The 24,709-nt window shown below is 54.9% G+C and carries 21 protein-coding genes and 1 riboswitch; of the genes, 5 read left to right on the top strand and 16 right to left on the bottom strand.

Annotation, left to right across the window (positions count from 1 at the left end; all coding sequences use genetic code 11):
* Position 1: 1 nt before the first annotated feature.
* From cobO to cbiB, 8 genes are all read right to left on the bottom strand, one after another.
* A complete protein-coding gene (cobO, locus tag DS878_RS00895) occupies positions 2-613 on the bottom strand; it encodes a cob(I)yrinic acid a,c-diamide adenosyltransferase (protein WP_113814057.1) in 612 nt (203 codons plus the stop codon).
* Positions 606-1,934: a cobyrinate a,c-diamide synthase gene (locus DS878_RS00900; protein WP_113814058.1), complete on the bottom strand. Its 1,329-nt coding sequence runs from the start codon at positions 1,932-1,934 to the stop codon at positions 606-608. The genes cobO and DS878_RS00900 overlap by 8 nt, the downstream gene beginning before the upstream one ends.
* Before the next feature lie 13 nt (positions 1,935-1,947).
* Entirely contained in the window at positions 1,948-2,730 is a 783-nt protein-coding gene (locus DS878_RS00905) for an ABC transporter ATP-binding protein (RefSeq protein ID WP_113814059.1), read from the bottom strand.
* Positions 2,730-3,689: a FecCD family ABC transporter permease gene (locus DS878_RS00910; protein WP_113814060.1), complete on the bottom strand. Its 960-nt coding sequence runs from the start codon at positions 3,687-3,689 to the stop codon at positions 2,730-2,732. The genes DS878_RS00905 and DS878_RS00910 overlap by 1 nt, the downstream gene beginning before the upstream one ends.
* A 33-nt stretch (positions 3,690-3,722) precedes the next feature.
* Positions 3,723-4,622 (bottom strand): cobalamin-binding protein, encoded by a 900-nt coding sequence (locus tag DS878_RS00915; RefSeq protein WP_261977539.1) that lies wholly within the window; start codon positions 4,620-4,622, stop codon positions 3,723-3,725.
* A 23-nt stretch (positions 4,623-4,645) separates the two neighbouring features.
* On the bottom strand, positions 4,646-6,466 hold the full coding sequence (locus DS878_RS00920) for a TonB-dependent receptor domain-containing protein (RefSeq protein ID WP_113814061.1): 1,821 nt from the start codon (positions 6,464-6,466) through the stop codon (positions 4,646-4,648).
* Between the two features lie 160 nt (positions 6,467-6,626).
* Positions 6,627-6,837: riboswitch (cobalamin riboswitch) on the bottom strand.
* Between the two features lie 29 nt (positions 6,838-6,866).
* Complete coding sequence (gene cobD, locus DS878_RS00925) at positions 6,867-7,889, bottom strand: threonine-phosphate decarboxylase CobD (RefSeq protein ID WP_315971913.1); 1,023 nt, start codon at positions 7,887-7,889, stop codon at positions 6,867-6,869.
* Complete coding sequence (gene cbiB / locus DS878_RS00930) at positions 7,889-8,836, bottom strand: adenosylcobinamide-phosphate synthase CbiB (protein WP_261977540.1); 948 nt, start codon at positions 8,834-8,836, stop codon at positions 7,889-7,891. Before cbiB ends, cobD begins: the two co-directional genes overlap by 1 nt.
* 150 nt (positions 8,837-8,986) lie before the next feature.
* Here cbiB and cobT point away from each other — a divergent pair, with 150 nt between their 5' ends.
* The gene (cobT, locus tag DS878_RS00935) at positions 8,987-10,057 is read left to right on the top strand and encodes a nicotinate-nucleotide--dimethylbenzimidazole phosphoribosyltransferase (RefSeq protein WP_113814062.1); all 1,071 of its coding nucleotides are present in this window, start codon (positions 8,987-8,989) and stop codon (positions 10,055-10,057) included.
* On the top strand, positions 10,054-10,677 hold the full coding sequence (locus DS878_RS00940; RefSeq protein ID WP_261977541.1) for a histidine phosphatase family protein: 624 nt from the start codon (positions 10,054-10,056) through the stop codon (positions 10,675-10,677). Before cobT ends, DS878_RS00940 begins: the two co-directional genes overlap by 4 nt.
* 13 nt (positions 10,678-10,690) lie before the next feature.
* On the opposite strand, the gene cobU is transcribed toward DS878_RS00940, so the two are convergent.
* Complete coding sequence (gene cobU, locus DS878_RS00945; RefSeq protein WP_113814063.1) at positions 10,691-11,206, bottom strand: bifunctional adenosylcobinamide kinase/adenosylcobinamide-phosphate guanylyltransferase; 516 nt, start codon at positions 11,204-11,206, stop codon at positions 10,691-10,693.
* A 189-nt stretch (positions 11,207-11,395) separates the two neighbouring features.
* Between cobU and DS878_RS00950 the strand changes: the two genes are divergently transcribed.
* Positions 11,396-13,270 carry a DUF294 nucleotidyltransferase-like domain-containing protein gene (locus tag DS878_RS00950; RefSeq protein WP_113814064.1) on the top strand — a complete coding sequence of 625 codons (1,875 nt, stop codon included), beginning with the start codon at positions 11,396-11,398 and terminating at the stop codon, positions 13,268-13,270.
* The gene (locus tag DS878_RS00955; protein WP_113814065.1) at positions 13,263-13,991 is read left to right on the top strand and encodes a 3'-5' exonuclease; all 729 of its coding nucleotides are present in this window, start codon (positions 13,263-13,265) and stop codon (positions 13,989-13,991) included. The genes DS878_RS00950 and DS878_RS00955 overlap by 8 nt, the downstream gene beginning before the upstream one ends.
* A 21-nt stretch (positions 13,992-14,012) precedes the next feature.
* On the opposite strand, the gene msrB is transcribed toward DS878_RS00955, so the two are convergent.
* The 6 genes from msrB to DS878_RS00985 form a co-directional block, all read right to left on the bottom strand.
* Entirely contained in the window at positions 14,013-15,212 is a 1,200-nt protein-coding gene (gene msrB, locus DS878_RS00960) for a peptide-methionine (R)-S-oxide reductase MsrB (RefSeq protein WP_113814066.1), read from the bottom strand.
* A 78-nt stretch (positions 15,213-15,290) separates the two neighbouring features.
* Positions 15,291-16,790, bottom strand: a complete 1,500-nt coding sequence (locus DS878_RS00965) for a sensor histidine kinase (RefSeq protein ID WP_113814067.1) — start codon at positions 16,788-16,790, stop codon at positions 15,291-15,293.
* A 3-nt stretch (positions 16,791-16,793) separates the two neighbouring features.
* Entirely contained in the window at positions 16,794-17,495 is a 702-nt protein-coding gene (locus tag DS878_RS00970) for a response regulator transcription factor (RefSeq protein WP_113814068.1), read from the bottom strand.
* Between the two features lie 279 nt (positions 17,496-17,774).
* A complete protein-coding gene (locus tag DS878_RS00975; RefSeq protein ID WP_113814069.1) occupies positions 17,775-19,172 on the bottom strand; it encodes a sodium-dependent transporter in 1,398 nt (465 codons plus the stop codon).
* 145 nt (positions 19,173-19,317) lie between these two features.
* The gene (locus DS878_RS00980; RefSeq protein WP_113814070.1) at positions 19,318-20,892 is read right to left on the bottom strand and encodes a PAS domain-containing methyl-accepting chemotaxis protein; all 1,575 of its coding nucleotides are present in this window, start codon (positions 20,890-20,892) and stop codon (positions 19,318-19,320) included.
* Positions 20,893-21,042: 150 nt separating this feature from the next.
* Complete coding sequence (locus DS878_RS00985) at positions 21,043-21,915, bottom strand: carboxylate/amino acid/amine transporter (RefSeq protein WP_113814071.1); 873 nt, start codon at positions 21,913-21,915, stop codon at positions 21,043-21,045.
* 172 nt (positions 21,916-22,087) lie between these two features.
* Here DS878_RS00985 and DS878_RS00990 point away from each other — a divergent pair, with 172 nt between their 5' ends.
* Positions 22,088-23,488 (top strand): MATE family efflux transporter, encoded by a 1,401-nt coding sequence (locus DS878_RS00990; protein ID WP_113814072.1) that lies wholly within the window; start codon positions 22,088-22,090, stop codon positions 23,486-23,488.
* Here DS878_RS00990 and DS878_RS00995 read toward each other — a convergent pair.
* The gene (locus DS878_RS00995) at positions 23,485-24,510 is read right to left on the bottom strand and encodes a GGDEF domain-containing protein (RefSeq protein WP_113814073.1); all 1,026 of its coding nucleotides are present in this window, start codon (positions 24,508-24,510) and stop codon (positions 23,485-23,487) included. The two genes, DS878_RS00990 and DS878_RS00995, sit on opposite strands and share 4 nt — an antisense overlap.
* Between the last annotated feature and the right edge of the window lie 199 nt (positions 24,511-24,709).

A 24,709-nucleotide genomic window follows, 5' to 3' on the forward strand; every position in this document is an offset into this window, starting at 1 on the left:
ATTAAAGCTCGACGCCCTTCTGAGCCTTGATGCCCTGATCCTTGAAGGCATGCTTCACGACGCCCATTTCGGTGACGGTATCTGCGATGTCGATCAGTTCCTGGGGAGCATTACGTCCGGTGACGACCACGTGTTGCATAGCAGGCCTGCCCTGCAGATCATCCAGCACACGATCCAGATCTATGTAGTCGTATTTCAGCGCAATGTTCAGCTCGTCCAGCAAAATCAGATCATAACTGTCGTCTTTCAACATGCCGGCAGCAATATCCCAGGCAGCATTGGCAGACGCCACATCCTGTTCGCGGTCCTGGGTTTCCCACGTGTAGCCCTGACCCATCACGTGGTAATCCACATTGGGCAGATCCCGGAAAAAGGCTTCTTCGCCGGTGCTGAAGGCACCTTTGATAAATTGCACAACGCCGACTTTCATACCGTGGCCAAGCGCGCGGGCAACCATGCCAAAGCCGGAACTGCTCTTGCCTTTACCGGGACCGGTCAATACCAGCAACACACCCTGTTCGTTCTGGGCATTGGCGATGCGTTCCTGCATGATTTTTTGCTTGGCTGCCATACGTTTGGCATGGCGTTCGGGATCTTTTGCGCGATCACGCATGAGTCTTCTCCGTATCATTGTAAAATATCAGCGGCTGGCCCCTGAACAGAGCAGCAATCAGGGCAGGAGCCGATGGGAAGTAACCGTGGAAGTAGCTGGCCACGAGACCTTTTTCACAGAATACCGCCTCCCCGACCGTGCCAGCCTGTTTCCAGGCCCGCGCCACAGGTTGCCATGGTGTATCCAGTGATGAGCGGTGAAAGGTATGCCCACGGAGCTCGCCTTCCTGAGTGCTCAGGCTTTGCAGGCCTATGCCCTGCAGGCGTTTTTCCAAGGTCGAACGGCCCGGGATCAACCCCAGCATTCTGTGCACAACGCCATCTTTATCGGATAACTCTTCAGCACAAGCCATCAGCCCGCCACACTCTGCAAGTATCGGCTTGCCGGCCTCATAGAACTCACGGATCGCTTCAGCCATAGGGGTATTGTTGGCCAGGGTGCTGCCATGAAGTTCAGGGTATCCACCAGGGAGCCATAGGGCATCCGCCTGAGGTAGCTGCGAATCCACTAACGGGGAGAAATAGTGCAGCTCCGCACCCATGGCCGTCAGCAGGTCTGTGTTCGCACGATAGATAAAGCTGAACGCAAGATCGCGGGCAATCGCAATGCGCACGCCTTTAAGCAAAGCCTCTGGTTTGACTGGCTCAACCGGGGCAATCGTAACAGCCTTGGGTAACTCACCAAGGCCTGCAGCTTCGAGCACCGCAGCCGCCGCATCAAGCTGCTGGTCAAGGTTGCCCAGTTCAGCCGGTTGCAACAAGCCCAGGTGTCTGTCCGGAATCTGCATTGCCTCGCTCCGGGGAATGGCCCCCAGCAAACTGATGCCCTGAGGCAGGCCTTCTTTCAGCATATCGCCATGGCGGGGGCTACCGATTTTGTTGGCGATCACCTGATACACCGACAGTTCGGGATCAAAATGGGCCAGTCCCAGTACCAGCGCGCCAAAGGTCTGCGCCATACCGCCGGCGTCAATCACTGGCAACGCAGGAATACCCAGCAGTTTGGCAAGGTCAGCACTGGACGGGTCGCCATCAAACAGGCCCATAGCCCCTTCAATCAGAATCAGATCAGCATCGCGGGCAGCTTCCGCCACGCGCCAGCGACATTCGTGTTCGCCGGTCATCCAGGGGTGCAACTGGTAGACCGGCTGACCTGAGGCCACCTCAAGCATCATCGGGTCCAGGTAGTCCGGGCCATGCTTGAACACGCGCACCTTGCGACCGGCGTTCCGGTGCAATCGGGCCAGAGCCGCCGTCACCATGGATTTACCCTGCCCGGAAGCCGGGGCCGTAATCATCACTGCGGGTACGGGTATAGTCATTGATCAGCCCTGTTCAGGGTGTCGGCCCGGGGCGCACAGGTACAAATATGGGCGCGCCATCGGCCTCTACGGTGATGAGTTTCTGGTTATATAGCTTCTCGAGCGCGGAAGGCACCAGCATTGAATCTGCTGGCCCCCAGCAGGCGTCGCCGTTGGTGTATAGCAGCAGAACATGACTACACCACCGGGCAGCCAGATTAAGATCGTGCAAACACATGAAAACAGCTTTTCCGGATCGAGCCTGCGCCTGAAGCAGGTTCATCACCTTGACCTGATGATGCAGGTCCAGATGGTTAGTGGGCTCATCCAGCAGCCATATGCCAGGGTTCTGGGTCATCAGCGTGGCGATGGCAACACGCTGACGCTCACCACCTGACAATGTGGTCAGCAAACGATCGGACAAATGTTCTACGTCCAGCGCTTCCAGTGCCTGCTCTGCCAGAGTCTGGTCTTCACACTGCTCGCTGACCCAGGGCGACAACCACGGATGACGACCAATAAGTGCAGTTTCCATAACGGTTGCCGGAAAACTATCCTGACGCTCCTGGAAAACAAGGCCCATCTGCCGGGCAATATCCCGGCGCTTCAGATCTTTCAGAGGGGTGTCATCAAGTACCACCTCACCACGGCGGGCGGGCAGCAGACCTGCAAGTGTATGCAACAAGGTGGTTTTCCCGGCGCCGTTAGGACCGAGTACACCCCAGGTCTGGCCTGGTTCAATGGTCAGGTTCAGAGAATACCCATCTGATCTGCCCGGTACATTAATAACCAGATCGCGACTGCGCAGCCTGCTCATCATCGGCTCCGGTGCAACAGATAAAGGAATGTAGGCACGCCTAATAACGCGGTGATTACGCCAACAGGCAGTTGCTCCGGGGCAATCACCGTACGTGCAAGCGTATCCGCCAGTACCAGCAAGGTCCCTCCTGCCAGGGCACTGGCCGGCAGAATAATGCGCTGGTCATTACCAAGAACCAGCCGGAGCATATGGGGAACAATCAGGCCTACAAACCCGATGCTGCCAGCAGTGGTTACTGCAGTAGCCGTCAGCAGGCTGGCAAGAAGATAAATAGTCCATTCCAGCGGGCGCACGGAGACGCCCAGCGCAGCGGCCTGCAGAGGTCCCCGCGCCAGCACATTAAGATTACGGGCAAGAGGCATAATCAGCACAACGGACAAAACCAGAACAGCCAATGCAGGCCAGGGCGCGCGGGCGTATGAGACATCACCCATCAACCAGTAAAGCATACCGGGGAGTTTGTATGAGGGCGTGATTGCCAGCATCAGCGTAATCACAGCTCCCCACCCGGCCGCCACTACCACACCGGTCAGCAGAAGGCGGGAAGGGGTCCAGCTGCCAGTGCCGTGGGCGAGACCAAAGACCAGAAGGGTTGCCAGCATGGCACCAGCAAAGGCGGACCCGGATATCAGGATCGTCCCCATTCCTGCCAGCATGGCCAATAGTGCGCCAACTGCTGCGCCACCAGATAGCCCGAGCACATAGGGGTCAGCCAGTGGGTTACGCAACAACACTTGCATCAGCGCGCCAGCCACAGCCAGCAGCCCCCCTGTTGCAAGAGCCGCAAGAGTACGGGGCAAGCGCAGATCCAATAACAATGCACGGTTCAGCGCACTGCCTTCACCCTGCATGACCTGCCAGATCTCAGGCAGCGGGACAGTCACGCTGCCCAGGCCCAAAGCCAGCACAACTGCAACGAAAGTCAGAAATCCGAGGCTCAGCAACGGGCGGATCATCGGTCAGTTACCTGACAATTCATCCCTGTGTTATCAACGCTCACGTGCACTATCCAGATAGTCACAAACAATCCTGGTGGCCTCAAGCAATCTGGGCGTAGGCCGTGAAATGGGTGAGGCCGGCACAAAAAAGAGATTGTTCTTTTTCACGGCGGTCAGCTCCGAATACTGCTTCCACATATCCAGCTGACCATCACTGACACCCTCAACACTTCCAGTGAGAATGGCGTGGGGATCGGCCTGCAGCACAACCTCAGAACTGATTCGGGGAACCAGCCGCGGCATGTCGCCGAATACATTTACGCCACCACACAACTGAAGCACCTTACCAATCAGGTGGTCGTTGTTGATGGTCATCAGAGGCTGCTCCCAGACCTGATAGAAAACAGGTATTGGTTCTGCATTACGGTACTGCTCTGACAAAGCGGCAATACCCACGCGAAAACGCTCGGCTTCAGCCAGGCCTTCATGCTCAGTGCCCGCCAGGGTAGCCAACCTCTCAATAACACTGGAAACCCCCTCAAAGGTCCGGGGCTCAATCGCAAACGCGGGAATACCCAGCTCATCGATCAGCTCCATCTGGGCCGGTGGGTTACCCGTTACCCAGGTAATCACCAGATCCGGCCTGAGCGCCAGCAACGCTTCCATATCCACCCGGGTATGGCTGCCAACCAAGGGCAATTTCAGGGCTTCCGGGGGATAATCACTGTAATTAACGACCGCAACCACCTTGTCACCGGCGCCGGCCGCAAACATGAGTTCCGTCGCCCCCGGAGACAAAGTGACTATACGATGCGCAGGGGCAGGGATGCAGAGTTCCTTGCCCATGTCATCAACAGCACAACGCTGCACCTCGCCGGCCGACAGAGACTGCACTACCACCACTAACAAAAAGCCCAGTGCAACTCTGACGCCCAGCCGGTGAATACTCACACGCATACTCCCGTCTTCGAGGTTTACTGTATGTCGTAACGAACCGACAACATGGCTGTTCGACCCGCGGCTATGTACTCCCGACCATCAAAATATCTCGCAGTTGAGTATTCCTTATCGAGCACGTTGGCAAGGGTCAGACGGCTGCTCCAGTTGGGCGCGAAATTCCACCCGGCGCGCAGGTCAAACGTTCCGAACCCGGCCAGACGGTCGGTATTGGCTGCGTCGTCATAACGATGCCCCTCAGCTACGACAGAGCCGCCAAACGTAAAGTTATTAACGTCTTTGTCCAGGTCAATACGGGCAGACTGTCTGGTACGGCGCGCCAGCTGTTTTTTGGTATCACGGTCTTCAGGGTCCATATAAGTGAGAGCCACCCCTGCACGCCAGCCGTTATATTCATAACCACCGCCAAACTCTGCTCCACGAATTCTCGCTTCATCAACGTTAACCCGTGTATTGACTCCTCCGATCTCCCCGGAACCAATCAGGTTGTCGACATCCATCTGATACACGGCAAGATCCCAATACCATCTCTGATAGTTACCGCTGGCACCAATCTCATAGCTTTCGGACTCCTCCGGCTCCAGATCCGGATTGCCCTGGTAGTTAAATGACAGAGGCCAGTAGAGGTCATTAAATGTGGGAGCCCTGAACGCGGTGCTGTAGCTCGCACGCAGGCGATGAGAGCGGTCTATTTTATAACCTAGTGCCACCCCTCCGGTTTCATTGGTACCGTAGGCTTCATTGTCATCGCCGCGAAGACTCAGCTGCGCATCAACCGGTCCAAAATTCAGACGCAACTGACTGAACAGTGCCGTATTGGTTCTGGAGGTTTCACTATAGGATTGTGAACTGCTGACCTCATCCTGCTGCAGCTCAGCGCCCACAACCAGCTCATGGACATTGAAAGAAAAGGTATTGTCCCACCTGGCCTCTCGCAACCGGGTGTTATAGGTGCTTTCACCATAAGCACTGAACGAATCTGATTCATCGCGCGATTCCGCAAACTGAATGCCCATTTGCCAGCTTTCGCTCAGCGGTGTCATCAGCCCGAGACCAATAGTACGGATCATGTAATCAATATTGCCGCCTTCGTACTCGGTGTTCCCTTCAGATTGCATCAGCATGATGCTCGCTTCACCACCGTTATCCAGAGCATGCACAACCCGGCCAAGCCCGGCGGTATTGCGGAACCCTTTGTCTTCGCCGTTTTCAACAATCGCTGTGCCGTCACTTTCTTTATGCAGACCGCTCAGACTGAAGCTGGTATTGCCAACCGAGGCAGAAGCACCTGCACTGACCTTTTGGGTATCAAAGTTTCCTGCACCAGCCTCAACCCAGCCTCGTTTACCCTGCTCGGGATCCAGTGTGAACGCCTGTACCACACCGCCCATGGCATCAGCGCCATAGAGCGAGCTGCGCGGGCCCCGCACAATTTCCACTCGTTCAATGAGTTCTGTCGGGAAATACTGCCATGGCGCACCGCCACCAGTTGCAGAATGCAGCTTCACACCGTCAACAAGTAAAACCGTACCGGCATTCTGGACGCCGCGGGTATAAACACTCGTTGTTTTTCCGAAAGAACCGTTACCGGTCACACTGATACCTGGCTGACCACGCAGAAGATCAGAAAACTCAACCGGGGCTTTCGAACGAATCTCTTCTTCATCCACCACAGTAACGGAGGCAAGACTCTCACCCACCGTCCTGGGGCCAAGAGTTGCTGTGACAACAATCGGATCTAACTGAGAAGACTGAGCTTCTTGCGCAACCGCAATCGAGAGGGGGCTAAATGCAAAAGGGATAACCAGAACACTGGTAACTGCCAGGGAAACTTTCATTAAATGCACTCTCAGACTCACCACGCGCACCCGCATGGCCAATTGTTAGGTGCTCTGCAAAGGGAGGCTGATTCTGGCAGAAGGCCAGGATGAAGCGTTTTCTGAGGTGGGAAAATCCGTAAAACAGGCCGGTGTTTACCCACCGTAACTGCCCTCCGCAGCGCTCGGTGTGTTTACAGGCCGGTCTCCGGACTTGTGAGTTTATAGAACTGACCGGCGTAACCTTCCCATGCTTGCGCACAGTGGCATCTCTCTTCGCCGTTCTCTCACTTACCGTTGCGGGGGCAGTGCCGGACTTTAACCGGCTTCCCGTTTCACTGTGGCAGCGACGATGATTGCGCTACAACAGCACCTATAAACGAATGCCAAGGCTAACAATGCGTTAATGTCTGGTCAATGACTAATCACAAGTCCGGGCCACAAGCGCTTCTGCCAATCGCTGCAATTGCGCCTCATCTGCCATCACGCCAAACCGGAGCATTCCCGGCTGATCGAAAACTCTGACCAGCACCGCCTGTGCAGCCAGTTGATGTGCCAGTATCTTCGGGTTGTCTGTACGAACTGTCTGAAACAGGGCGCTGCCACCCACAAGAGTCAGCCGGGCTTTCTGCAGAACCTCACGCAGATTGCCGGCATGCCGGTGCAAACTGACCCGAGTTGCGCGCTGCCAGCCTTCATCGGTCAGCGCCTTACCCATCACATACCGGGACGGCCCACTCAGCGCCCAGGGACCCAGCACCTGTCTCAGGCGTTCCGTGATTTGACTATCCGCAAGAACAAATCCCGCCCGCACCCCCGCCAGGCCAAAAAACTTTCCAAGCGAACGAAGAACGATCAAGCCCGGCCGTCCGGCCTGGGTACAGAGACTGAACGCCGGCGTGGCATCCATAAATGCCTCATCGACAACCAGCCAGCCACCTCGCTTTTGCAACCGCTGGTGCCAGCGTAGCAATGTGGAGGGGGGAATGATTTTTCCGGTAGGGTTATTGGGATTAATCCAGACCAGTACGTCGATCTGGTCAAGCCAGCGATCATCGCAACCTGAAAAGCCACCGCCGGTCTGCTCAGGCCCTATAGGGACAAGCCTGTGACCAGCATTCCGCCAGCTATGCCCATGCTCTCTGTAACCAGGCACCGGTATGCCGACACGGCAGGGTTTGCGCAAACCGGGCAGTGCCATAATTGCGGCCTGAGAGCCTGGCACAGGAACACAGGCCGCAGCTGGTGAGGCACCTGACCATTTACGAACAATATCTTCGAGCCCGTCATCGGCTTCCGGCAATCTTTGCCAGACCTCGGCCGGTATATCCGGAACCGGCCAGCCAACCGGGTTTATACCAGTGGAAAGATCAAGCCATTCTGAACGTGGAATACCCCAGCGCTCTGCGGCTTCATTCAACCGTCCGCCATGTTCCAGCATCATTACAGGTACACCACTGCAAAGATAAGTGTTGTGATCGCCCCGACAACAGCGAGCCAGAGCCAGACTCCATGCCGGACCAGTGTGATCGCGGCTTCAATACTTGTTGAGCTCGCCTCCTGCGCGCCGCCCAGAATCGGGCGTTGTTTAACGCCAGAGGGATACGGCGAAGGCCCTCCCAGCCGGACGTTCAAAGCACCGGCCCCTGCTGCCATGACAGGCCCCGCATTGGGACTGTCCCATTGAGGGGCCTGCTTTCGCCAACACTGCCAGGCGAGTTTACGATTGCCTGACAGCATATAGCTAAGTGCGGTCAACCGCGCGGGCACCCAGCCCATAAGATCGTCCAGCCGTGCAGCAGCACGACCGAAGTACAGGAAACGCCGATTGCGATAGCCCCACATGGCATCCAGGGTATTCACCATCCGGTGCATCACCACACCGGGAATACCTGCGATCAAAAACCAGAACAGACTGGCAAAAACAGCGTCTGCTCCGTTTTCCAGCATGGATTCGGTTGCAGCGGCAGCTACACCACGTCCATCAAGATCACTGGCCTTGCGGCTGACAATGCGGCTGACCTGTTTGCGGGCAACGTCCAGGTTGCCCTCAGCCAGAGGTGCAGCCACTGCCCGCCCATGCTCAGCCAACCCTCGGAGTGAAATGGCCAGCCAGAGCACTACCGCCTGCACCAGCATCAACAGCAACCCGTCCAGCCGCACAGAAGCCCAGATGGCCAGGGCCATTATGGGAACTGTGGCCAACAGAACTGCCAGAACCCCTGAAAAAAGGCTCCGCAAAGGTATGTCAGGTGCGGTATTAAGCCCTTTTTCCAAAGCAGTGACTAATCGCCCAAACCCGACTACCGGGTGCAGACGCCGGGGCTCACCTATCAGATAATCAAGGATCAAAGCTGATACACACACGATGAACGGAGCAAATAACAACACAGGAAGTTCCAGATCAGATAAAAAGTGATGCCCTCAAGCCTACCTGATTGCACCCAGCCGGAGTATGATCCCGCCTTATATTGAATTCGAGCTCCACTCTCCGCAATCAGATCCTGTGTTTCGATCTGTCGATGTATGAAGGTATGTGCAATGTCTTTTCCCAGCAGTTGGACCACCCCTCCCCGACAACCCGAAGCCCGTTTTTTTGAGCTGGCCGCACAGAGACAGAGCGTGCTGACCAAGCCCGCTGGCTCCCTGGGCAGACTGGAAACAGTTGCCGTTCAGCTTGCGGGCCTGCAGGGCACAGAAAAGCCCGGGCTGGATCAGGTCCAGATCAGTGTATTTGCCGGTGATCACGGTATTTGTGAGGAAGGAATTTCAGCGTACCCTCAGGCAGTTACTGCGCAGATGATTGCCAACTTCGCCCACGGAGGCGCAGCCGTAAGCGTACTGGCCAAATACATAGGTGCAGAACTGGAGGTTGTGAACCTTGGCACTGTGTCGGATGTTGCACCCGACTTGCCCGGCGTTATAGACGCCCGTATAGCCCCTGGCACACGTAATTTTTCCACAACCGATGCCATGACCACCGAGCAGGTAGTTGCAGCCCTGAACCACGGGGATGCTGCAGCTCAGCGGGCGGCTGACAAGGGTTGCAAGCTGTTTATTGGCGGCGAAATGGGCATAGGCAACACCACCTCGGCAACCGCTATCGCGTGTGCTCTGATGAACAGGAACCCCATGACCCTGGCGGGTCCCGGAACAGGCATGGATGTCGCCGGTGTCCGTCACAAAGCCGAAGTTATTATAGGTGCACTTCAGCGCCATGATAACGACGACGCAGGACAGGATGCGATGGCCATTCTCAAGGCCTTCGGCGGCTTCGAGATTGCAGCTCTGGCGGGTGCCATTGCCGGGTGTGCAGCCCGCTCCATACCGGTATTGATTGATGGTTATATTGTGTCGGCTGCGGCACTGATTGCCGTAAGCCAGCAACCAGACATTCGTCCCTGGCTCCTGTTTGCCCACCGTTCGGCAGAACCGGGTCACCAGGCCGTTCTTGAAGCCCTGAATGCAGAGCCTCTGCTTGATCTGGGAATGCGCTTAGGTGAAGGCAGTGGCGCAGCGGTGGCAGTTCCCTTGCTCAGGATGGCCTGCAACCTGCATAACGACATGGCCAGCTTTGCAGACGCCGGTGTCAGTGAAAAAGAAGATAAATGAACAGTACAAAAAAGATGGAGAGCACAACAGTATTCGACCTCATCCGCCATGGGGAGCCCGAGGGCGGGCCCATGTATCGCGGCAGCAAAGACGATCCTCTGAGCGAAAACGGCTGGCAGCAGATGCGCGCTGCCATTACCGAAACCGATTCCTGGGATGCCATTGTTACCTCCCCAATGCTGCGCTGCGTTAACTTTGCCCGGGAACTGGCCGATCGCTATGAAATTCCTCTGCACACGGATGACCGCCTGCGGGAGCTCAACTTCGGTGAATGGGAAGGTCGCACCGCTGAAAGTGTAATGGCAAGTGATGGGGAGAGACTAAACCGGTTCTGGGCAGATCCGGTAAACAACACACCTCCGGGCGGTGAACAGGTCGTGGATTTCAACCGGCGCGTTATTGAAAGCTGGCGCCACTGGCAACAAGAGCTGATGGGGCAACGTGTGTTGATCGTTTGCCATGGCGGCACCATACGAATGATCGTTGCTGACACCATGAACATTCCGCTGGAACACGCGTTCTCAGGCCTTACCACACCCTATGCCTGCCGCAGCAGGATTCAGGTTGATGTAACAGATTACGGGGTATTTCAGAGCCTTGTAGCGCACGGGTCCTGTTAAACCGCCTCTGTTCTCACGGTTTCAGGACCATGGGCAACCCGGCAACACTCATGATCACCCTGTCGCACCGAGTCGCCAGCGCCTGGTTCATCCACCCCAGCTCATCTGCAAAACGGCGTGTAAGCGGATCCATTCCGATAATGCCAAGCCCTACTTCGTTGCTGACAATCACAAGTTCTCCCGGGTAAGAGCCCACCTGCGTCAGAAACGCCTCCCGTTCCCGGGCAAAGGTATCGTCACCTGCGTGCAGCAGGTTACTCACCCACAGACTCATGCAGTCCACCAGAAGGCAGGGTGCCGCCTTTTGCTGTCCATAGCTGGCAAGCAACTGTCCCAGGGCAAGAGGCTCTTCTTCCAGCCCCCAGTCAGCAGGGCGCTGCTGCTGATGACGCTGAATGCGCAGCCGCATTTCATCATCCCCGGCTGTTGCTGTAGCCAGGTACACGACTGAGTTATCTGCCTCAGATGCCAGACGCTCTGCAAGCGCGGTTTTTCCCGAACGGATGCCGCCAAGAACCAGAGTATGCATGATGTTGGAGTGTTTCCCTGAAAGCCAGTTACGGATGCTAACCGGAGGCTATGTCCTAAAGCAAAAAACCTGGCAGGGCTCCCGAACGTGGTTGCTGCAGCGCTACCTTTATGCACGGGTGCCACTGCCCAACCGCCGGTATCTGCTATAGTTTTGCCGGGACCATTACTATTCCAATCTGGAGACTGCATGCAGGCTGAACTGATCGACATCCGTAACCATCTTGTCCAGCATTCGCCGTTCGACGACATGCCGGAGGAGTTGGTCAATCAGCTCACGGCCAGCATCGAAATCAGCTATGTACGGGCGGGAACCCAGATACTCGAAACGGGACAAGCCAGTGCCTATATGTATTACGTGCGCAGCGGCGCTGTGGAAATCTTCCGGCGTTCCGGCGAGCTCTATAATCGCATAGGTGAAGGCGAGATCTTCGGCCAGTTTGGCCTGCTCATGCACCGTAAGGTCCGGTTTCCTGCGAAAGCGCTTGAAGACAGCCTGCTTTATCGCGTTCCTGCAGAGACCTTTCATTATCTGTTTGAAAACGATGAAAACTTTGCGGACTTTGTGGAAATTGAAGATCGCAGTCGCCTGCGTTCGGCACTTTCCCGCAGGGAAAAATCCAACGAACTGATGACTTCCCGTGTTACGCGCCTGATTTCCAGAAAAACGATTTCTGCACCGACAACCGTTCGGCTACAGGAAGCCGCACGCATCATGACAAAGAAGGGTGTATCCGCACTGTTGCTAATGGATGGTGAAGGCGATAACACACGCCTGGCCGGAATAATCACCGACCGTGACCTTCGCACCCGGGCGGTGACCGAAGCTCTGCCTTCCGAAACACCGATCAGCGAGATCATGTCTGAAGGGCTGATAACCATACGCGCCAGCAGCTATATTTTCGAAGCCATGCTCACCATGCTGCACAACAACGTGCACCATCTCCCCGTGATGGATGGCCATGAAGTACGGGGCGTGGTTGCGCTTGCGGATATTGTGAAATATGAAAGCCAGAGCAGCCTGTATCTGGTGAGTAATATTTACCACCAGCAGAATGTAAAAGGCCTGAAGAAGATCAGCCGGGATGTTCGCGACAGTTTCGTGCGCATGGTTAACGAAGATGCCAACTCACACATGATAGGCAGCGCCATGGCTGGTATCGGTCGCAGCTTCACACAGCGGCTTCTGGAACTGGGTGAGGAAAAACTTGGCCCGCCGCCCGTGCCATACTGTTTTATGGCCCTGGGCTCCATGGCCCGGGACGAACAGCTGGTCGTAACGGATCAGGACAACGCAATGATTCTGGACGACAGGTTTGTACCGGAAGAGCACGATGCCTACTTCCTGGAACTGGCAAAATTTGTTTCCGACGGACTGGCGGAGTGCGGCTACACATACTGCACCGGGGATATCATGGCTACCAACCCCAAATGGCGTCAGCCATTGAAGGTATGGAAAAGCTACTTCACCGACTGGATTGAAAACCCGAAAGCGGAAGCTCTCCTGAACAGCAACATCTTCTTTGATCTTGATGGCATATATGGCCGCACGGAGTTTGCAGAAGAACTCAAAGCGCTGGTTGCAGACAAGGCCAGCAAAAGTCAGCGCTTCCTGACCATGATGGCACGTAACGCTCTCAACCGGACACCTCCCCTCGGTTTTTTCCGCACCTTCGTGCTTGAGGAAGATGGCAAGCACCAGAAAACCTTCAACCTGAAGCGCCGGGGCACAGCACCGCTGTCTGACCTGATCCGGATTCACTCTCTGGCCTGCGGTTCCCTTGCCCAGAACTCCTTCGAACGCCTGAAAAGCATCAGCAAAACCAGGCTTATTGTTGAAGATGACCTGGACAACCTGAGGGACGCACTGGAATTCATCTCGATCGTCCGCATCCGCCATCAGGCACTGTCAATCGAAGCGGGTAAGGAGCCGGATAACAATGTGCGGCCAGAAGACCTGTCATCGTTTGAGCGCAGCCACCTCAAAGATGCTTTCCAGGTTGTCAGCAATGCCCAGAAGTTTCTGCGGTTCCGTTACAACACCCAGGTGACCCGGAATGTCTGAGCACCAACCAGTGCCCGATTCAATCAGGCGCCTGCCGTGGCCAGAGCAGTACCAGGCCCTGGCCAGACACACCAAAACTCCGGTACTGAAACACTTTTACGAAGCCGGCTGCCCTTCTCCGAAAACCCCCGTCTCTGAGGTTCCCCTGGTGGCACTCGACTTTGAGACCACCGGCCTGGACGCAGAGGCGCACTCTATTGTCAGCATAGGGCTGGTGCCTTTTACGCTGGATTCCATTCAGCTTGGCAAGGCGAAACACTGGGTTGTCAGGCCCCGGCTACCACTGCACCAGACATCGGTTACTTTTCACGGCATCACTCACGCCGACATTGATGAGGCTCCGGACCTGTCAGAAATACTCGAAGAGGTGTTTGCCAGCCTGAATGGCCGCATTCCAGTCGTGCACTTCAGGAATATTGAACGACCTTTCCTGAATGAGGCGTTGCAATGTCGTCTTGACGAGGGCATTCGCTTTCCGGTGATAGACACTATGGCCATTGAGGCACACCTGCACCCGGACAGGCACCCGTCTTTCCTGAAGAGTCTGCTGGGTAAAAAACCGGTATCCATTCGCCTTGCTGACAGCAGAAAACGTTATGGGCTGCCTCACTATGCTGCCCATAACGCCCTGATTGATGCCATTGCCACTGCGGAGTTGCTACAGGCGCAGATACTTCATCACTTCAGTCCGCAAACACCCATAGGCGACCTCTGGCTTTGAGGTGCGCCTCAGACCTTGCTTTTACTGCGCGGCCTCCACTTCAGAGATCCAGTCGCCGTATCCGGCATCAGCCATCTCTTCCAGTGGAATGAATTTCATGGCCGCTGAGTTCATGCAGTAACGCAGGCCTGTGGGGGCAGGGCCATCGTTGAACACATGCCCCAGGTGTGAATCGGCATAACGACTGCGTATTTCAATGCGTGTCATGAAGAAACTGCGATCTTCCTTCTCCACCACCATGTCCGGGCTCAAAGGGCGGGTGAAACTGGGCCAGCCAGTGCCGGATTTATACTTGTCCCGTGAGGAAAACAGTGGTTCACCTGAAACAATATCCACATAGATTCCAGGGCGCTTGTTATCCCAGTACGGATTGCTGAAGGCCCGCTCGGTGCCGTCATTCTGGCTTACCTCATACTGGGTGCTGGTCAGTTGCTGCTTCAGGGTTTCTGCATCCGGTTTAACGAAGGTTTCCGGATCAAATCCACTGGCGCCGGCCTGGTCTTTCCCTGAACCCATTTCCATAGCCTCCGAAGTCATACCGTCTGGCTTGAACTGACTGAAATCCAATTCATAATCCTCACCATAAACCTTCTCGATGAACTGGTAACGACCAGAGTTATGGGTGTAAAACTTGTAGCGTACCGGATTCTTTTTGTAGTAGTCCTGATGGTATTTCTCTGCGGCATAAAAGGTTTTGAGAGGAGTAATCTCGATGGTTACCGGTTTCTCATAAAGACCTGATGCCTGCAGCTCCTTTTTAGCCATTTCCGCCAGGCGCTTCTGCTCGTCGTTATGATAGAAAATCGCCGGACGATACTGCTTGCCACGATCAACAAACTGGCCGTTGGCATCTGTCGGGTTCATGATTCTCCACAGGCCTTGCAGCAAGCCTTCATAGGTAATTTCTTTCGGGTCGTAGTAAACCTGTACAGCTTCGGTGTGTCCTGTACTGCCTGAAGCCACCTGCTTATAAGTGGGGCTGGCTTCATCTCCCCCGGCATAGCCGGAAACGGCTTCCACCACGCCGGGAATCTTCTCGTAACCTGCCTCAACGCACCAGAAACAGCCCCCCGCAAAGGTCGCAACCTTAAGGCCGGGATCTGATGGCGCGTACTCACTGGCACTTACCGCAGTCTTCTCGGCCGAAGCAATAGCAGCGTAGAAGGCACTGGCGGCCGCAACAAACAGCACAGCAACCATAGCGAATGTTTTTCGATTCATAACAACTCTCCTGCGAGTAATATCGTAAGCCATCCTATCGCCGTGACTTCACCAAAACGTTCACGAATTCTCACGAATCTATAACTCCGTGGATTCTTTTGCCGCTGAATCAGCAAGCGGTAACCAGAACCGGAACTCTGCGCCGTCACCCGGCTGGCTTTCTACGGAAACCCGGCCCTGTTGCAACTCGGCCATTCTGCGCGCAATTGCCAGCCCAAGGCCTGCGTGTCCGGTGCGGCTGGCGCCAGGCGCCTGATAAAAAGGGTCAAACACATGATCGATATCCTGCTGCCCGATTCCTGCGCCCGCATCCCTGACACAAATTTCAACGCCACCACTGTCTGCCGTTACGCTCAGTTTTACCTCGGCACCAGCAGGTGAGTGATCCACAGCATTACCAATAAGATTATCCAGAACACGCTCGGTCATGGCGATATCTGCACACACCATTGCCGGCTGAACATGGGTAATGCTGAGCGTAACACCCGCCTGCTCAGCCTTCGGCCTGTGCTTTTGCACCACGTCGTACAGCAGTTCTGCTGGCATGAACGGCTCCGCCAAAGGTTGTCGTTCACGTGCATCCAGTGCCGCCAGTTCAAAGAGTTCGTCAACCAGTTTGCTGAGGCGAAGGGTTTCGGCAAGAGCCACATTCAGAAACCGACGGCGCTCGTCAGGACTCAGTTCCTGCTGCTTCATCCCCAGGGTTTCCAGATAACCCTGAATCGATGCCAGAGGCGTACGCAGGTCATGGGACACCTGAGCCACCAACTGTCGACGCTGATGATCTTTGTCTTTGAGCAGCTCCAGCTGCCCTGCAATGCGTGCGGCCATCTGATCAAAGCGGGCGGCAAGATAATCTACATCGTCACCGGGAACTCCGGCATCATCAGAGGTATCTGTAGTATCTTTTACCCCCGCCTCAAAAGCCTCCACACGGGCCGTCAGTCGCGACAGCCGTCGTGTCAGAAGCCGGAAAAACAACAGGCCTGCCAGAAGCCCGACAAAGAGACTGATTGCCAGAGCCCCGCCTCCCATCTGCAGCAAGCGGTCGCTGTGTACCATGCTTTCCGCAAAATCATATTCCTCACCGCGCAGCACGACATACAGATAACCCGTGGGATTCTCGGCGTCAGGTACCTGCGTGACGGAAAATACCTTGTGACGGTCATGACTGCGCGGGTCATCGCCCTGCAACGGATAGGCATCCGGGTTCTCAAGTAACCTGTGAACTGGCTCCAGAGATACGTGCTTACGTTTGATTTTCGCCGGATTGGCGGAATAGGACAGAATGAGCCCGTCGCGGTCCAGCAGGTAAATCTCGATACTGGGATTGATGCTCATATACAGATCGAACAGACGTTTGAGCTCGCTGTGATTGATCTGCCCATCGGTGACCAGATTGCGGTCTGAAACCAGGTTACTGGCCAGATCGCGGTTAAGTTCCTGGCTCACAGCTGCACTGTACTCGCGCACTGAGTAGAGGCTGAGCACAGTAAACAGCCCGCCAACAATGACCAGCAGCAGGAACAGGCCAAGGGCCAGGCGCGCATACAGAGTCTGAAATAAAGGCCGTGTCATGGATCAGTCCATAAACCGGTAGCCAACACCCCAGACCGTCTGTACATACAAAGGCTCTGCAGGATTGGTTTCGATTTTGTTGCGCAAGCGGTTTATGTGAGTATTCACTGTGTGCTCATAACCCTCATGGTTATACCCCCATACGGCATCCAGCAGCTGAGCCCGGCTGAATACCCGACCCCGGTGGCAGGCAAAATGCCAGAGCAGGTCGAACTCGCGGGCCGTGAGTTCTGCTTCCGTGCCATGAACAAACACCCGCCGCCGCACAGGGTCTATCCGGAGCCCGTCAACATCCACTTCTTCAGTTACTGACTCTTCCGGGCTGCGTGAAGAAAGCGCATCTACCCGGCGGAACAAGGCTTTGATCCGGGCAGAGAGTTCAGCCACGCTGAAGGGCTTGGTCAGATAGTCGTCTGCACCCATCTCAAGGCCAAGCACCCGATCCAGCTCCGTACTTTTGGCTGTCAGCATGAGTACTGGAACATATCCCGGGATCGCGCGAATTTCCCGGCAGACTGACAACCCGTCCAGCCCCGGCAGCATGAGGTCAAGAACAACCAGATCAATACCACCCTGGCGAAACCTCTCAAGCCCATCATCTCCGCGGCCCACGAGAACCGGCTCCATACCCAGATCCTTGACCTGCATACTAACCAGCTCACCTATTCCGGGGTTGTCTTCAATAATCAGTATTGTTCGTGTCATGATGCACTGGCTCGTTTGTCTGGGCCGCACAAAAAGCCCCTGATGCTATGATTGCTGTTCGCAGTCTAACGCGAAAACTTCACGAATTTGTCACACCAGATGCAGATACATCTGTCCTTTCCAGAATTTTTCCTCCGCCATTACAGAGTCCGGGGGCCAGGCTATCAACCCCCGCCTGCAAGCCTTGCGAATTGCCAGAAATCACGAAGAAGACTAATCACTACCCATAAAAAAAGCCCGGAGAGCATCACTGCTACCGGGCTTTCTGTTTTCGCTGGTCTAGGCCAACAGGTTATAAATAAACACAATCACTACTGCCACCGGAGTCACAAAGCGCAAGAGGGTCAGCCACACAGCAAATGTCCCATCGCTCAGATCCAGATCCGCTTTCAGTGATTCCCGGGCCACAAACCAGCCAACAAAGATGGCCGTCAGCAAGCCCGACAAGGGGAGCAGAATATTGGCGGTAAAGAAGTCGAGCAGATCAAAAATTGTTTTCCCTTCAAAGCGCTCGAACATCGCCAGGGGCGCAACATCAGACCACAGGTTCAGCGACAGAATGGATGCAACGCCCAGCAACCAGCACAGCACACCGACGACAATGGCACTGCCTGACCGCCCCATGCTGGTATTTTCCTCTACCCACTCCACAACCGGTTCCAGCAGAGAGATGCCGGAAGTCCAGGCGGCAAACAGCAGAAGGATAAAAAACAGAGCACCGAACAGACTGCCCATGGGCATATTGCCGAAGGCCAGTGGCAGCGTCTGGAAGATCAGGCCTGGTCCGGCGCCGGCCTCAAGTCCGTTGGCAAAAACCACTGGAAAAATAGCCAGGCCAGCGAGCAGGGCAACCACCGTGTCCATCAGTGCAATACTCACTGCAGTGCGCCCGATAGCCACATCGCGCCCCAGATAAGAACCGTAGGCCATCATGATGGCCATACCCAGGCTGAGAGTAAAAAAGGCATGGCCCAGTGCAATCAGCACACCATTGATGGTCAGCGCACCGAAATCAGGGGTAAACAGGAAGCTCACAGCCTCACCAAAATGCCCCGTTGTTGTGGCATAACCCACCGTAATAATCAGTAGCAGGAAAAGCGCCGGCATCAGAATAGTGACTGCACGCTCCAGACCACCTTTCAGACCACAGGATACAACCACAACTACCAGTGCCATAAACAGCGTGTGCCAGGCAAGGAGTTGCCCGGGACTCGCCAGCAAAGCACTAAACAGCCCACCGATAGAGTCAGCCGTGCCACCGGTAAAGTCACCCATGGCTGCATGGCCGATATAAGACGCAGCCCATCCGCCAATAACGGAGTAGAAGGACAGAATCGCAAAAGCCGCGATCATGCCAATAATCGCAGAAATACGCCATGCTGGTGAGCTGAGGTTGCGCACTGCAACCAGGCGCATACTGGCAATCGGGTTATGACGACCGCTGCGGCCAACAAATACTTCCGCCATCATAATGGGCACACCAATAATGGCGATACACAGGAGATAAACCAGAACGAACGCACCGCCGCCGTTCTCACCTGTTACATAAGGAAACTTCCATATGTTGCCGAGGCCGACCGCTGAGCCGGTTGCGGCCAGAATAAATGCAAGACGGGAAGACCAACGGCCGCGAGACACCTCGGAGTCACTCTCCGGGGCCAGATTGAACTGAGTCATGGTAAATTTCTGTGCGTTAAAATGAAGGAGTAGGAGAAGCTACCCTGCAAGGGTTTCCCCAACGAATGTGGGAGATTCTGCCAGCACTGGCGCAGGGATGCCAGCACCGGCAACAGGTTCCTTGCAAACAGAAAATCCAGACGGATTAATCGGTTTTCCTGAGAAAACGTGAAACCAGGTCTTTCAGACCCCGGGACATGGCGCTCAGGTGATCACTGCTCTGCTTGGCGGAGGTCGCTTGCTCTTCACTGTGATCCGCAAGTTCGGCGATATTAACAATCTGGCGATTGATCTCCTCAGACACCTGATTCTGTTCCTCAAACGCTGCCGACATGCTGATAAAACTGTCAGAAATCATTTTGATGGACGTCACTATGTCTCGCAGAGAATTCTCGGCTTCACGTACCTTATCCAATCCCTGCCCGGCAACGGCTTCTCCGTCCTGCATGGCCTTAACGGCTGAGTCCACCTGCAACCGGAAGTCGTCAATGACTTCCTGAATACGCACTGTGGATTCCCGGGTACGGCTGGCCAGCGAACGCACTTCGTCAGCGACAACGGCGAACCCCCGACCCTGTTCCCCTGCCCGGGCAGCTTCAATTGCCGCGTTCAGCGCCAGCAAGTTGGTCTGGTCTGCAATTTCGGAAATCAAACTGGCAGCCTCACCAATGCTTTTGGTGGACTCTCCCAGAGCACTGATAGTCTGACCAATCCCGTTCACACGAGTGACCAGTTGCTCAATCGCAACCAGAGCTTCTGAGCTACGCTCACTGCCAATTACCGCAAGACGATCTGCCTCTTCAGCTTCCCGGGCATTGCCCAGCATAGTCTCTGTCACTTCCTGGATGGACGCCGCCATCTCTGTGATAGCCGAAGCAGTCTGATCCGTTTCAGCCCGCTGGCGGCCAATAGCCTGGGCACCACTGCTGATATATTCTTGGGAAGCACAGGCCTGTTCATATAGCAGCTCTGCCTGGTCTTCTATGCGGGCAAGCGCGGTACGAATCCGCGCATCCTCACTGATCAGCAAGAGTGCCAGTTGCGAGAAAATTCCCGACTCAGCACTGTAGGTGCGGGCGACAACCGGGTCATGATAACCACCCGGACGTAGTTCCATAAGACGCTTGAGCCGGTCAGTCACCGACTTTTGAACAAGGAATGCGCCCAGCAGATGGCCGGCTGCAATCAGCCCGGCAGCTACCCAGTATTTCTCAACCTCAAGTGCGATGAGGCTCAGTATCAGCGACAGCAACAGAGGCCAGCCGGATTTCACTGCTGACAGGATACGGTTCCCGGCGTTCAGGGTCGGCTTGTCCGCAGCTATACCTGCATAGAGTTTCTCTGCCCGGGCTATATCGTCCCGGCCCGGCTCTACACGAACCGATTCATAGCCAACCATCTGGCCATTTTCCCGGACGGGAGTAACGTATGCGCTGACCCAGTAGTGGTCACCATTCTTTGTGCGGTTTTTAACAATACCCATCCAGGCCTTGCCGGCGCTGAGGTACTGCCACATATCCCTGAATACCGCTTGCGGCATGTCCGGATGGCGAATGATATTATGGGCCTGGCCAATCAGCTCTGCCTCAGAGAATCCGCTTATCTCTATGAATTCTTCATTGCAGTAGGTAATAACGCCTTTGAGATCGGTGGTGGTAATTAGCCGGCCACCCGTGCGCATTTTCACTTCATGCTGGGTTACGGGTAGGTTCGTACGCATGTCTTATGCCTGTTACTAGATGGTTATGTAGCAAAATATATATCTTGCTACACGATATACGTGCAATCCTGCTTTTGATATTCATCAAAAGTTAAACCTGGTAACAGCATTTATCTGTAACGGCTCCTCTCTCATGGCTTATAGCCTCCGCTATGCTGCTTCTTTCAACCGCGCGCGGGGGTGAAAGCGGGCATTCACCCAGAGTGAAAATGCAATCACAGCTCCCCCCATGGCAAGTCTCAGCAGATCGGCGTCCCGGCTCCAGATCAGCAGATTGACCAGCAAGCCGGCCGGCACCAGAGCATTGTTCATAATAGCGAGCGTGCCCGCATCGACACGACAGGCGCCGCGGTTCCACAGAAACAGGCCTAACCCGGAAGCCGCCAGCCCCAGCCACAACAGAATGCCCCATTGCAGGCCCGTTGACGGAAGACGATCGGCGTTGCCGAACACAATGAAAGACGGCAGCGCAATAACCAGGGCTCCGATAAAAAAGTAGCCAAATGTACGATATGCAGGGACATCCGTCGGGTAGTGCTGCATAACATGTTTGTAGCCCACCTGACCTGCGGCAAAGGTAAAGTTCGCAACCTGTAGCAACAGGAAGCCGGTAATAAAATCCTCGCCAAGGCCGTCGTAACGTATTATTCCGGCACCAATCGTAGCTATTGCCGCGGCAACCAGAGCAACCGGCGAAAACCGACGGGACAGCGCATCGTCAATCAGGGTTACGTACAGCGGTGTGAATATAGTAAACAGGAGAACTTCCGGAACGGTCAGATAACTGAACGAACGGTAGAGGCAAAGATAGGTAATACCAAACTGCAGCATGCCTGTAACCAGCACACCCAGCTTCAATCCCCCGGGCACACCACGCCAACGGGTAAACGGCAGAAATATCAGGGTTGCCAGTAACACGCGACTGAGCACTGCAAAATCACTGTCTACCTGTCCGGCAAGGAACTCACCAATCAGACTGAATGAAAAAGCCCAGAGAACAGTTACAAAAACCAGAAGCCCCATAATGAACGCCATCCGTATGAATAGGGCGTGTACTTTAACGGGTTTTAAGGCAGGTTTCAGTGCATTTAAGTGGCAATCCCTATGACGTACCTCACCATAATCGGGTAGCATAACCCGCCCGCATGTCCGCCCTTGAATATCTATTGGCTCCAGCCCTTCGGAACAGCACCCTATGGATGAAACCCACCAGCCACTGCCCGAAGTTCGTAAATCTCTTGTTTCACGAACACTGGCCGAATGGAAGACGCTGGCAATACTTGGCGGACCGATTCTGATCGCCCAGATTGCCCAGATGGCCAACGGCGTTATCGACACAGTCATGGCCGGTCATGCCAGCGCAGAAGATCTCGCGGGTGTGGGTATCGGAACCAGCTTGTGGGTACCCTTGTTTTTGTTTTTCATTGGTATGCTTGGAGCACTGCAGCCGATCATCTCCGGTTATAACGGCGCCCGGGTGCCAGAAAAAATCATGCCAGCTACCTGGCAGGGTTTATACATCGCTGGCGTTGGCGCAATCATCATGATTCTGCTTCTTACCAACGTGCACCCGGTTCTGGACGGCCTGAAGCTGGAAGCCAGAACTGCCGGTATCACCCAGGGCTACCTGAATGCATTTGCCTGGGGAATCCCCTCTCTTCTCTTGATGACAGCACTTCGTGGGCTCACTGACGGCCTGGGGCATACCCGGGTGATCATGGCGTTTTCGATACTGAGCACACTGATCAACCTCCCACTCAACTATATATTCATCTACGGTAAGCTCGGACTGCCCGCCATGGGCGGCATTGGCTGTGGATGGGCCACATCCGTGTCGAATGGCGTCGCTGCAATCGCACTGCTGGCCTACCTGAATCACAGCCAGCTGTACAAACAGTTTCACCTGGTTGCCGACTGGGTAAAACCCAACAAGGCGCTGATACGCTATATCCTTGGTATCGGCATACCCATCGGGTTCACTATTTTTGTGGAAGCCAGCCTGTTCTCGGTAATCGCACTGTTTCTTGCGCCACTGGGTCCTGTAGTGGTGGCCGGGCACCAGATTGCACTGAACGTTGTATCTCTGCTCTTCATGCTGCCGCTCAGCATCGGCATGGCACTTACCTTAAGAGTCAGCTTTCTTATTGGCGCCGGAGCTCCGGATTCTGCCCGTCTGATTTCCCGTAGCTCCCTGATTCTTGCGGCTGCCACAGCTCTGGTTTTTGCCGTTCTGTTGCTGATTTTCTCTGAAGGTATTGCGGCTCTCTACACCAGCGATACAGATGTTCAGGCAGTGACCATACGATTATTGATGTTTGCAGCAATCTTCCAGGTGGCCGATGTTATCCAGATCACCTGCATCAGCGCCCTGAGAGGTTACAAAGATACAGGCGTTCCCATGCTGATCATGCTGTTCTCGTTCTGGGGGTTAGGGTTGCCGCTGGGATACACCCTGGCCTTTACCGGTCTGCTTGTTCCTGCCATGGGAGCCGCAGGCTTCTGGGTGGGACTGACAGGGGGGCTGGCATCCGCCAGTATGTTGCTGGGGTGGAGACTGTTTCGTTATCGTCCGGAAGCCACGGGGCAGTCCGCTTAGTTGGCTGCCGAAGACAGTTGGCAGGGCTGCCCGTCTTCAGCGGGGGTATTATCCGCAAAAACAATCCGGTCGCGGCCTAGCTCCTTGGCCCGGTAAAGCGCAGAATCCGCACGCTTCAGCCAAGTCTCCACACTCTCGTTTTCCCGGAGCAGCGCAACACCGAATGATGCCGTTACCGCTTGCTCCCGACACCTCAGTTGTTGACGAATAATTGTCTGAAGATTAGCTGAGATCATTCTCAGGCTGTTGACATCCACGACAGATAACAAAAGAACAAACTCTTCTCCACCATAGCGGAAAAGCCTGTCTGTTTTACGTATCCGCTCCTGAATCAGGGAAACCAGGCTGAGCAACACCTCATCACCGACACTGTGTCCGTGCTCATCGTTTACCTTTTTGAAGTGATCAAGATCTATCATAACCACCGCGTATGATCTGTCTGTGCGCAATGCATCAGACAAGGCCATACGCAGCGCCTTATCCATAGAGCGACGATTATTCACCCCCGTCAACGGATCAACCGTGGCCAATAATTCCAGCTCGGTCCGATGATTGTAATTGCGGAACGCAAACACGTATGCACAGACACTGGTCATGACCGTAGTTGCGAAAAATGACGCCATGTGCGTCAGGGACTGAAAGCTGTCGTCCTGAATGATCATTGCAGACACAATGGCAACCAGGTTGATCAGCACGGCCTCGCGAGGGGGAACAAGGAAAAACGACACCACTATGCAGGGATACAGCCAGAAGAAGCCGGCCTTACCGGCAATACCGGCAGCGATCGCACCAAAGCAGATAAGAACAGTCAGACCAAAGCCAGTGCGCCGGGTGTCACCAGTGATCCATGCGTAAACCATACCGAAGGCAATACTGACCAGAACCACAATATCCACAATCGCAGCGGCAACATTTCCCTGAAGAACGCGCAGGATTACAAACGGAGTCACGCCGGTAAATGCGCATACACCAAGCAGTGTAATTATCGATAACTGAAAGTCGGTTTTCAGACGGCTAAGCATGCAGTCATCCGGTAGACGCAGGAAAAAGAGGAGTAAACCCCGATGATAATCCAGGGCAGCGTATTAATCGTCGCTTCCTACGATTCTTAACAGAACACCTATATAGAGTCGCACAAAACTACAGATTTAAGCCTATTCTCTCCAGGAGGGTAGCTCTGAGAAATCAATTACCTTTACTATAGCTGCAGAGTCGAGTCAC

Origin of the sequence: Marinobacter sp. F3R11, assembly GCF_003318275.1 — a bacterium.
GTDB lineage: Bacteria > Pseudomonadota > Gammaproteobacteria > Pseudomonadales > Oleiphilaceae > Marinobacter.

Bases quoted from the DNA above. Each gene is read 5' to 3' on its own strand.
- cobO (WP_113814057.1), bottom strand. From the start codon at position 613: ATGCGTGATCGCGCAAAAGATCCCGAACGCCATGCCAAACGTATGGCA.
- DS878_RS00900 (WP_113814058.1), bottom strand. From the start codon at position 1,934: ATGACTATACCCGTACCCGCAGTGATGATTACGGCCCCGGCTTCCGGG.
- DS878_RS00905 (WP_113814059.1), bottom strand. From the start codon at position 2,730: ATGAGCAGGCTGCGCAGTCGCGATCTGGTTATTAATGTACCGGGCAGA.
- DS878_RS00910 (WP_113814060.1), bottom strand. From the start codon at position 3,689: ATGATCCGCCCGTTGCTGAGCCTCGGATTTCTGACTTTCGTTGCAGTT.
- DS878_RS00920 (WP_113814061.1), bottom strand. From the start codon at position 6,466: ATGAAAGTTTCCCTGGCAGTTACCAGTGTTCTGGTTATCCCTTTTGCA.
- cobD (WP_315971913.1), bottom strand. From the start codon at position 7,889: ATGATGCTGGAACATGGCGGACGGTTGAATGAAGCCGCAGAGCGCTGG.
- cobT (WP_113814062.1), top strand. From the start codon at position 8,987: ATGTCTTTTCCCAGCAGTTGGACCACCCCTCCCCGACAACCCGAAGCC.
- DS878_RS00940 (WP_261977541.1), top strand. From the start codon at position 10,054: ATGAACAGTACAAAAAAGATGGAGAGCACAACAGTATTCGACCTCATC.
- cobU (WP_113814063.1), bottom strand. From the start codon at position 11,206: ATGCATACTCTGGTTCTTGGCGGCATCCGTTCGGGAAAAACCGCGCTT.
- DS878_RS00950 (WP_113814064.1), top strand. From the start codon at position 11,396: ATGCAGGCTGAACTGATCGACATCCGTAACCATCTTGTCCAGCATTCG.
- DS878_RS00955 (WP_113814065.1), top strand. From the start codon at position 13,263: ATGTCTGAGCACCAACCAGTGCCCGATTCAATCAGGCGCCTGCCGTGG.
- msrB (WP_113814066.1), bottom strand. From the start codon at position 15,212: ATGAATCGAAAAACATTCGCTATGGTTGCTGTGCTGTTTGTTGCGGCC.
- DS878_RS00965 (WP_113814067.1), bottom strand. From the start codon at position 16,790: ATGACACGGCCTTTATTTCAGACTCTGTATGCGCGCCTGGCCCTTGGC.
- DS878_RS00970 (WP_113814068.1), bottom strand. From the start codon at position 17,495: ATGACACGAACAATACTGATTATTGAAGACAACCCCGGAATAGGTGAG.
- DS878_RS00975 (WP_113814069.1), bottom strand. From the start codon at position 19,172: ATGACTCAGTTCAATCTGGCCCCGGAGAGTGACTCCGAGGTGTCTCGC.
- DS878_RS00980 (WP_113814070.1), bottom strand. From the start codon at position 20,892: ATGCGTACGAACCTACCCGTAACCCAGCATGAAGTGAAAATGCGCACG.
- DS878_RS00985 (WP_113814071.1), bottom strand. From the start codon at position 21,915: ATGGGGCTTCTGGTTTTTGTAACTGTTCTCTGGGCTTTTTCATTCAGT.
- DS878_RS00990 (WP_113814072.1), top strand. From the start codon at position 22,088: ATGGATGAAACCCACCAGCCACTGCCCGAAGTTCGTAAATCTCTTGTT.
- DS878_RS00995 (WP_113814073.1), bottom strand. From the start codon at position 24,510: ATGCTTAGCCGTCTGAAAACCGACTTTCAGTTATCGATAATTACACTG.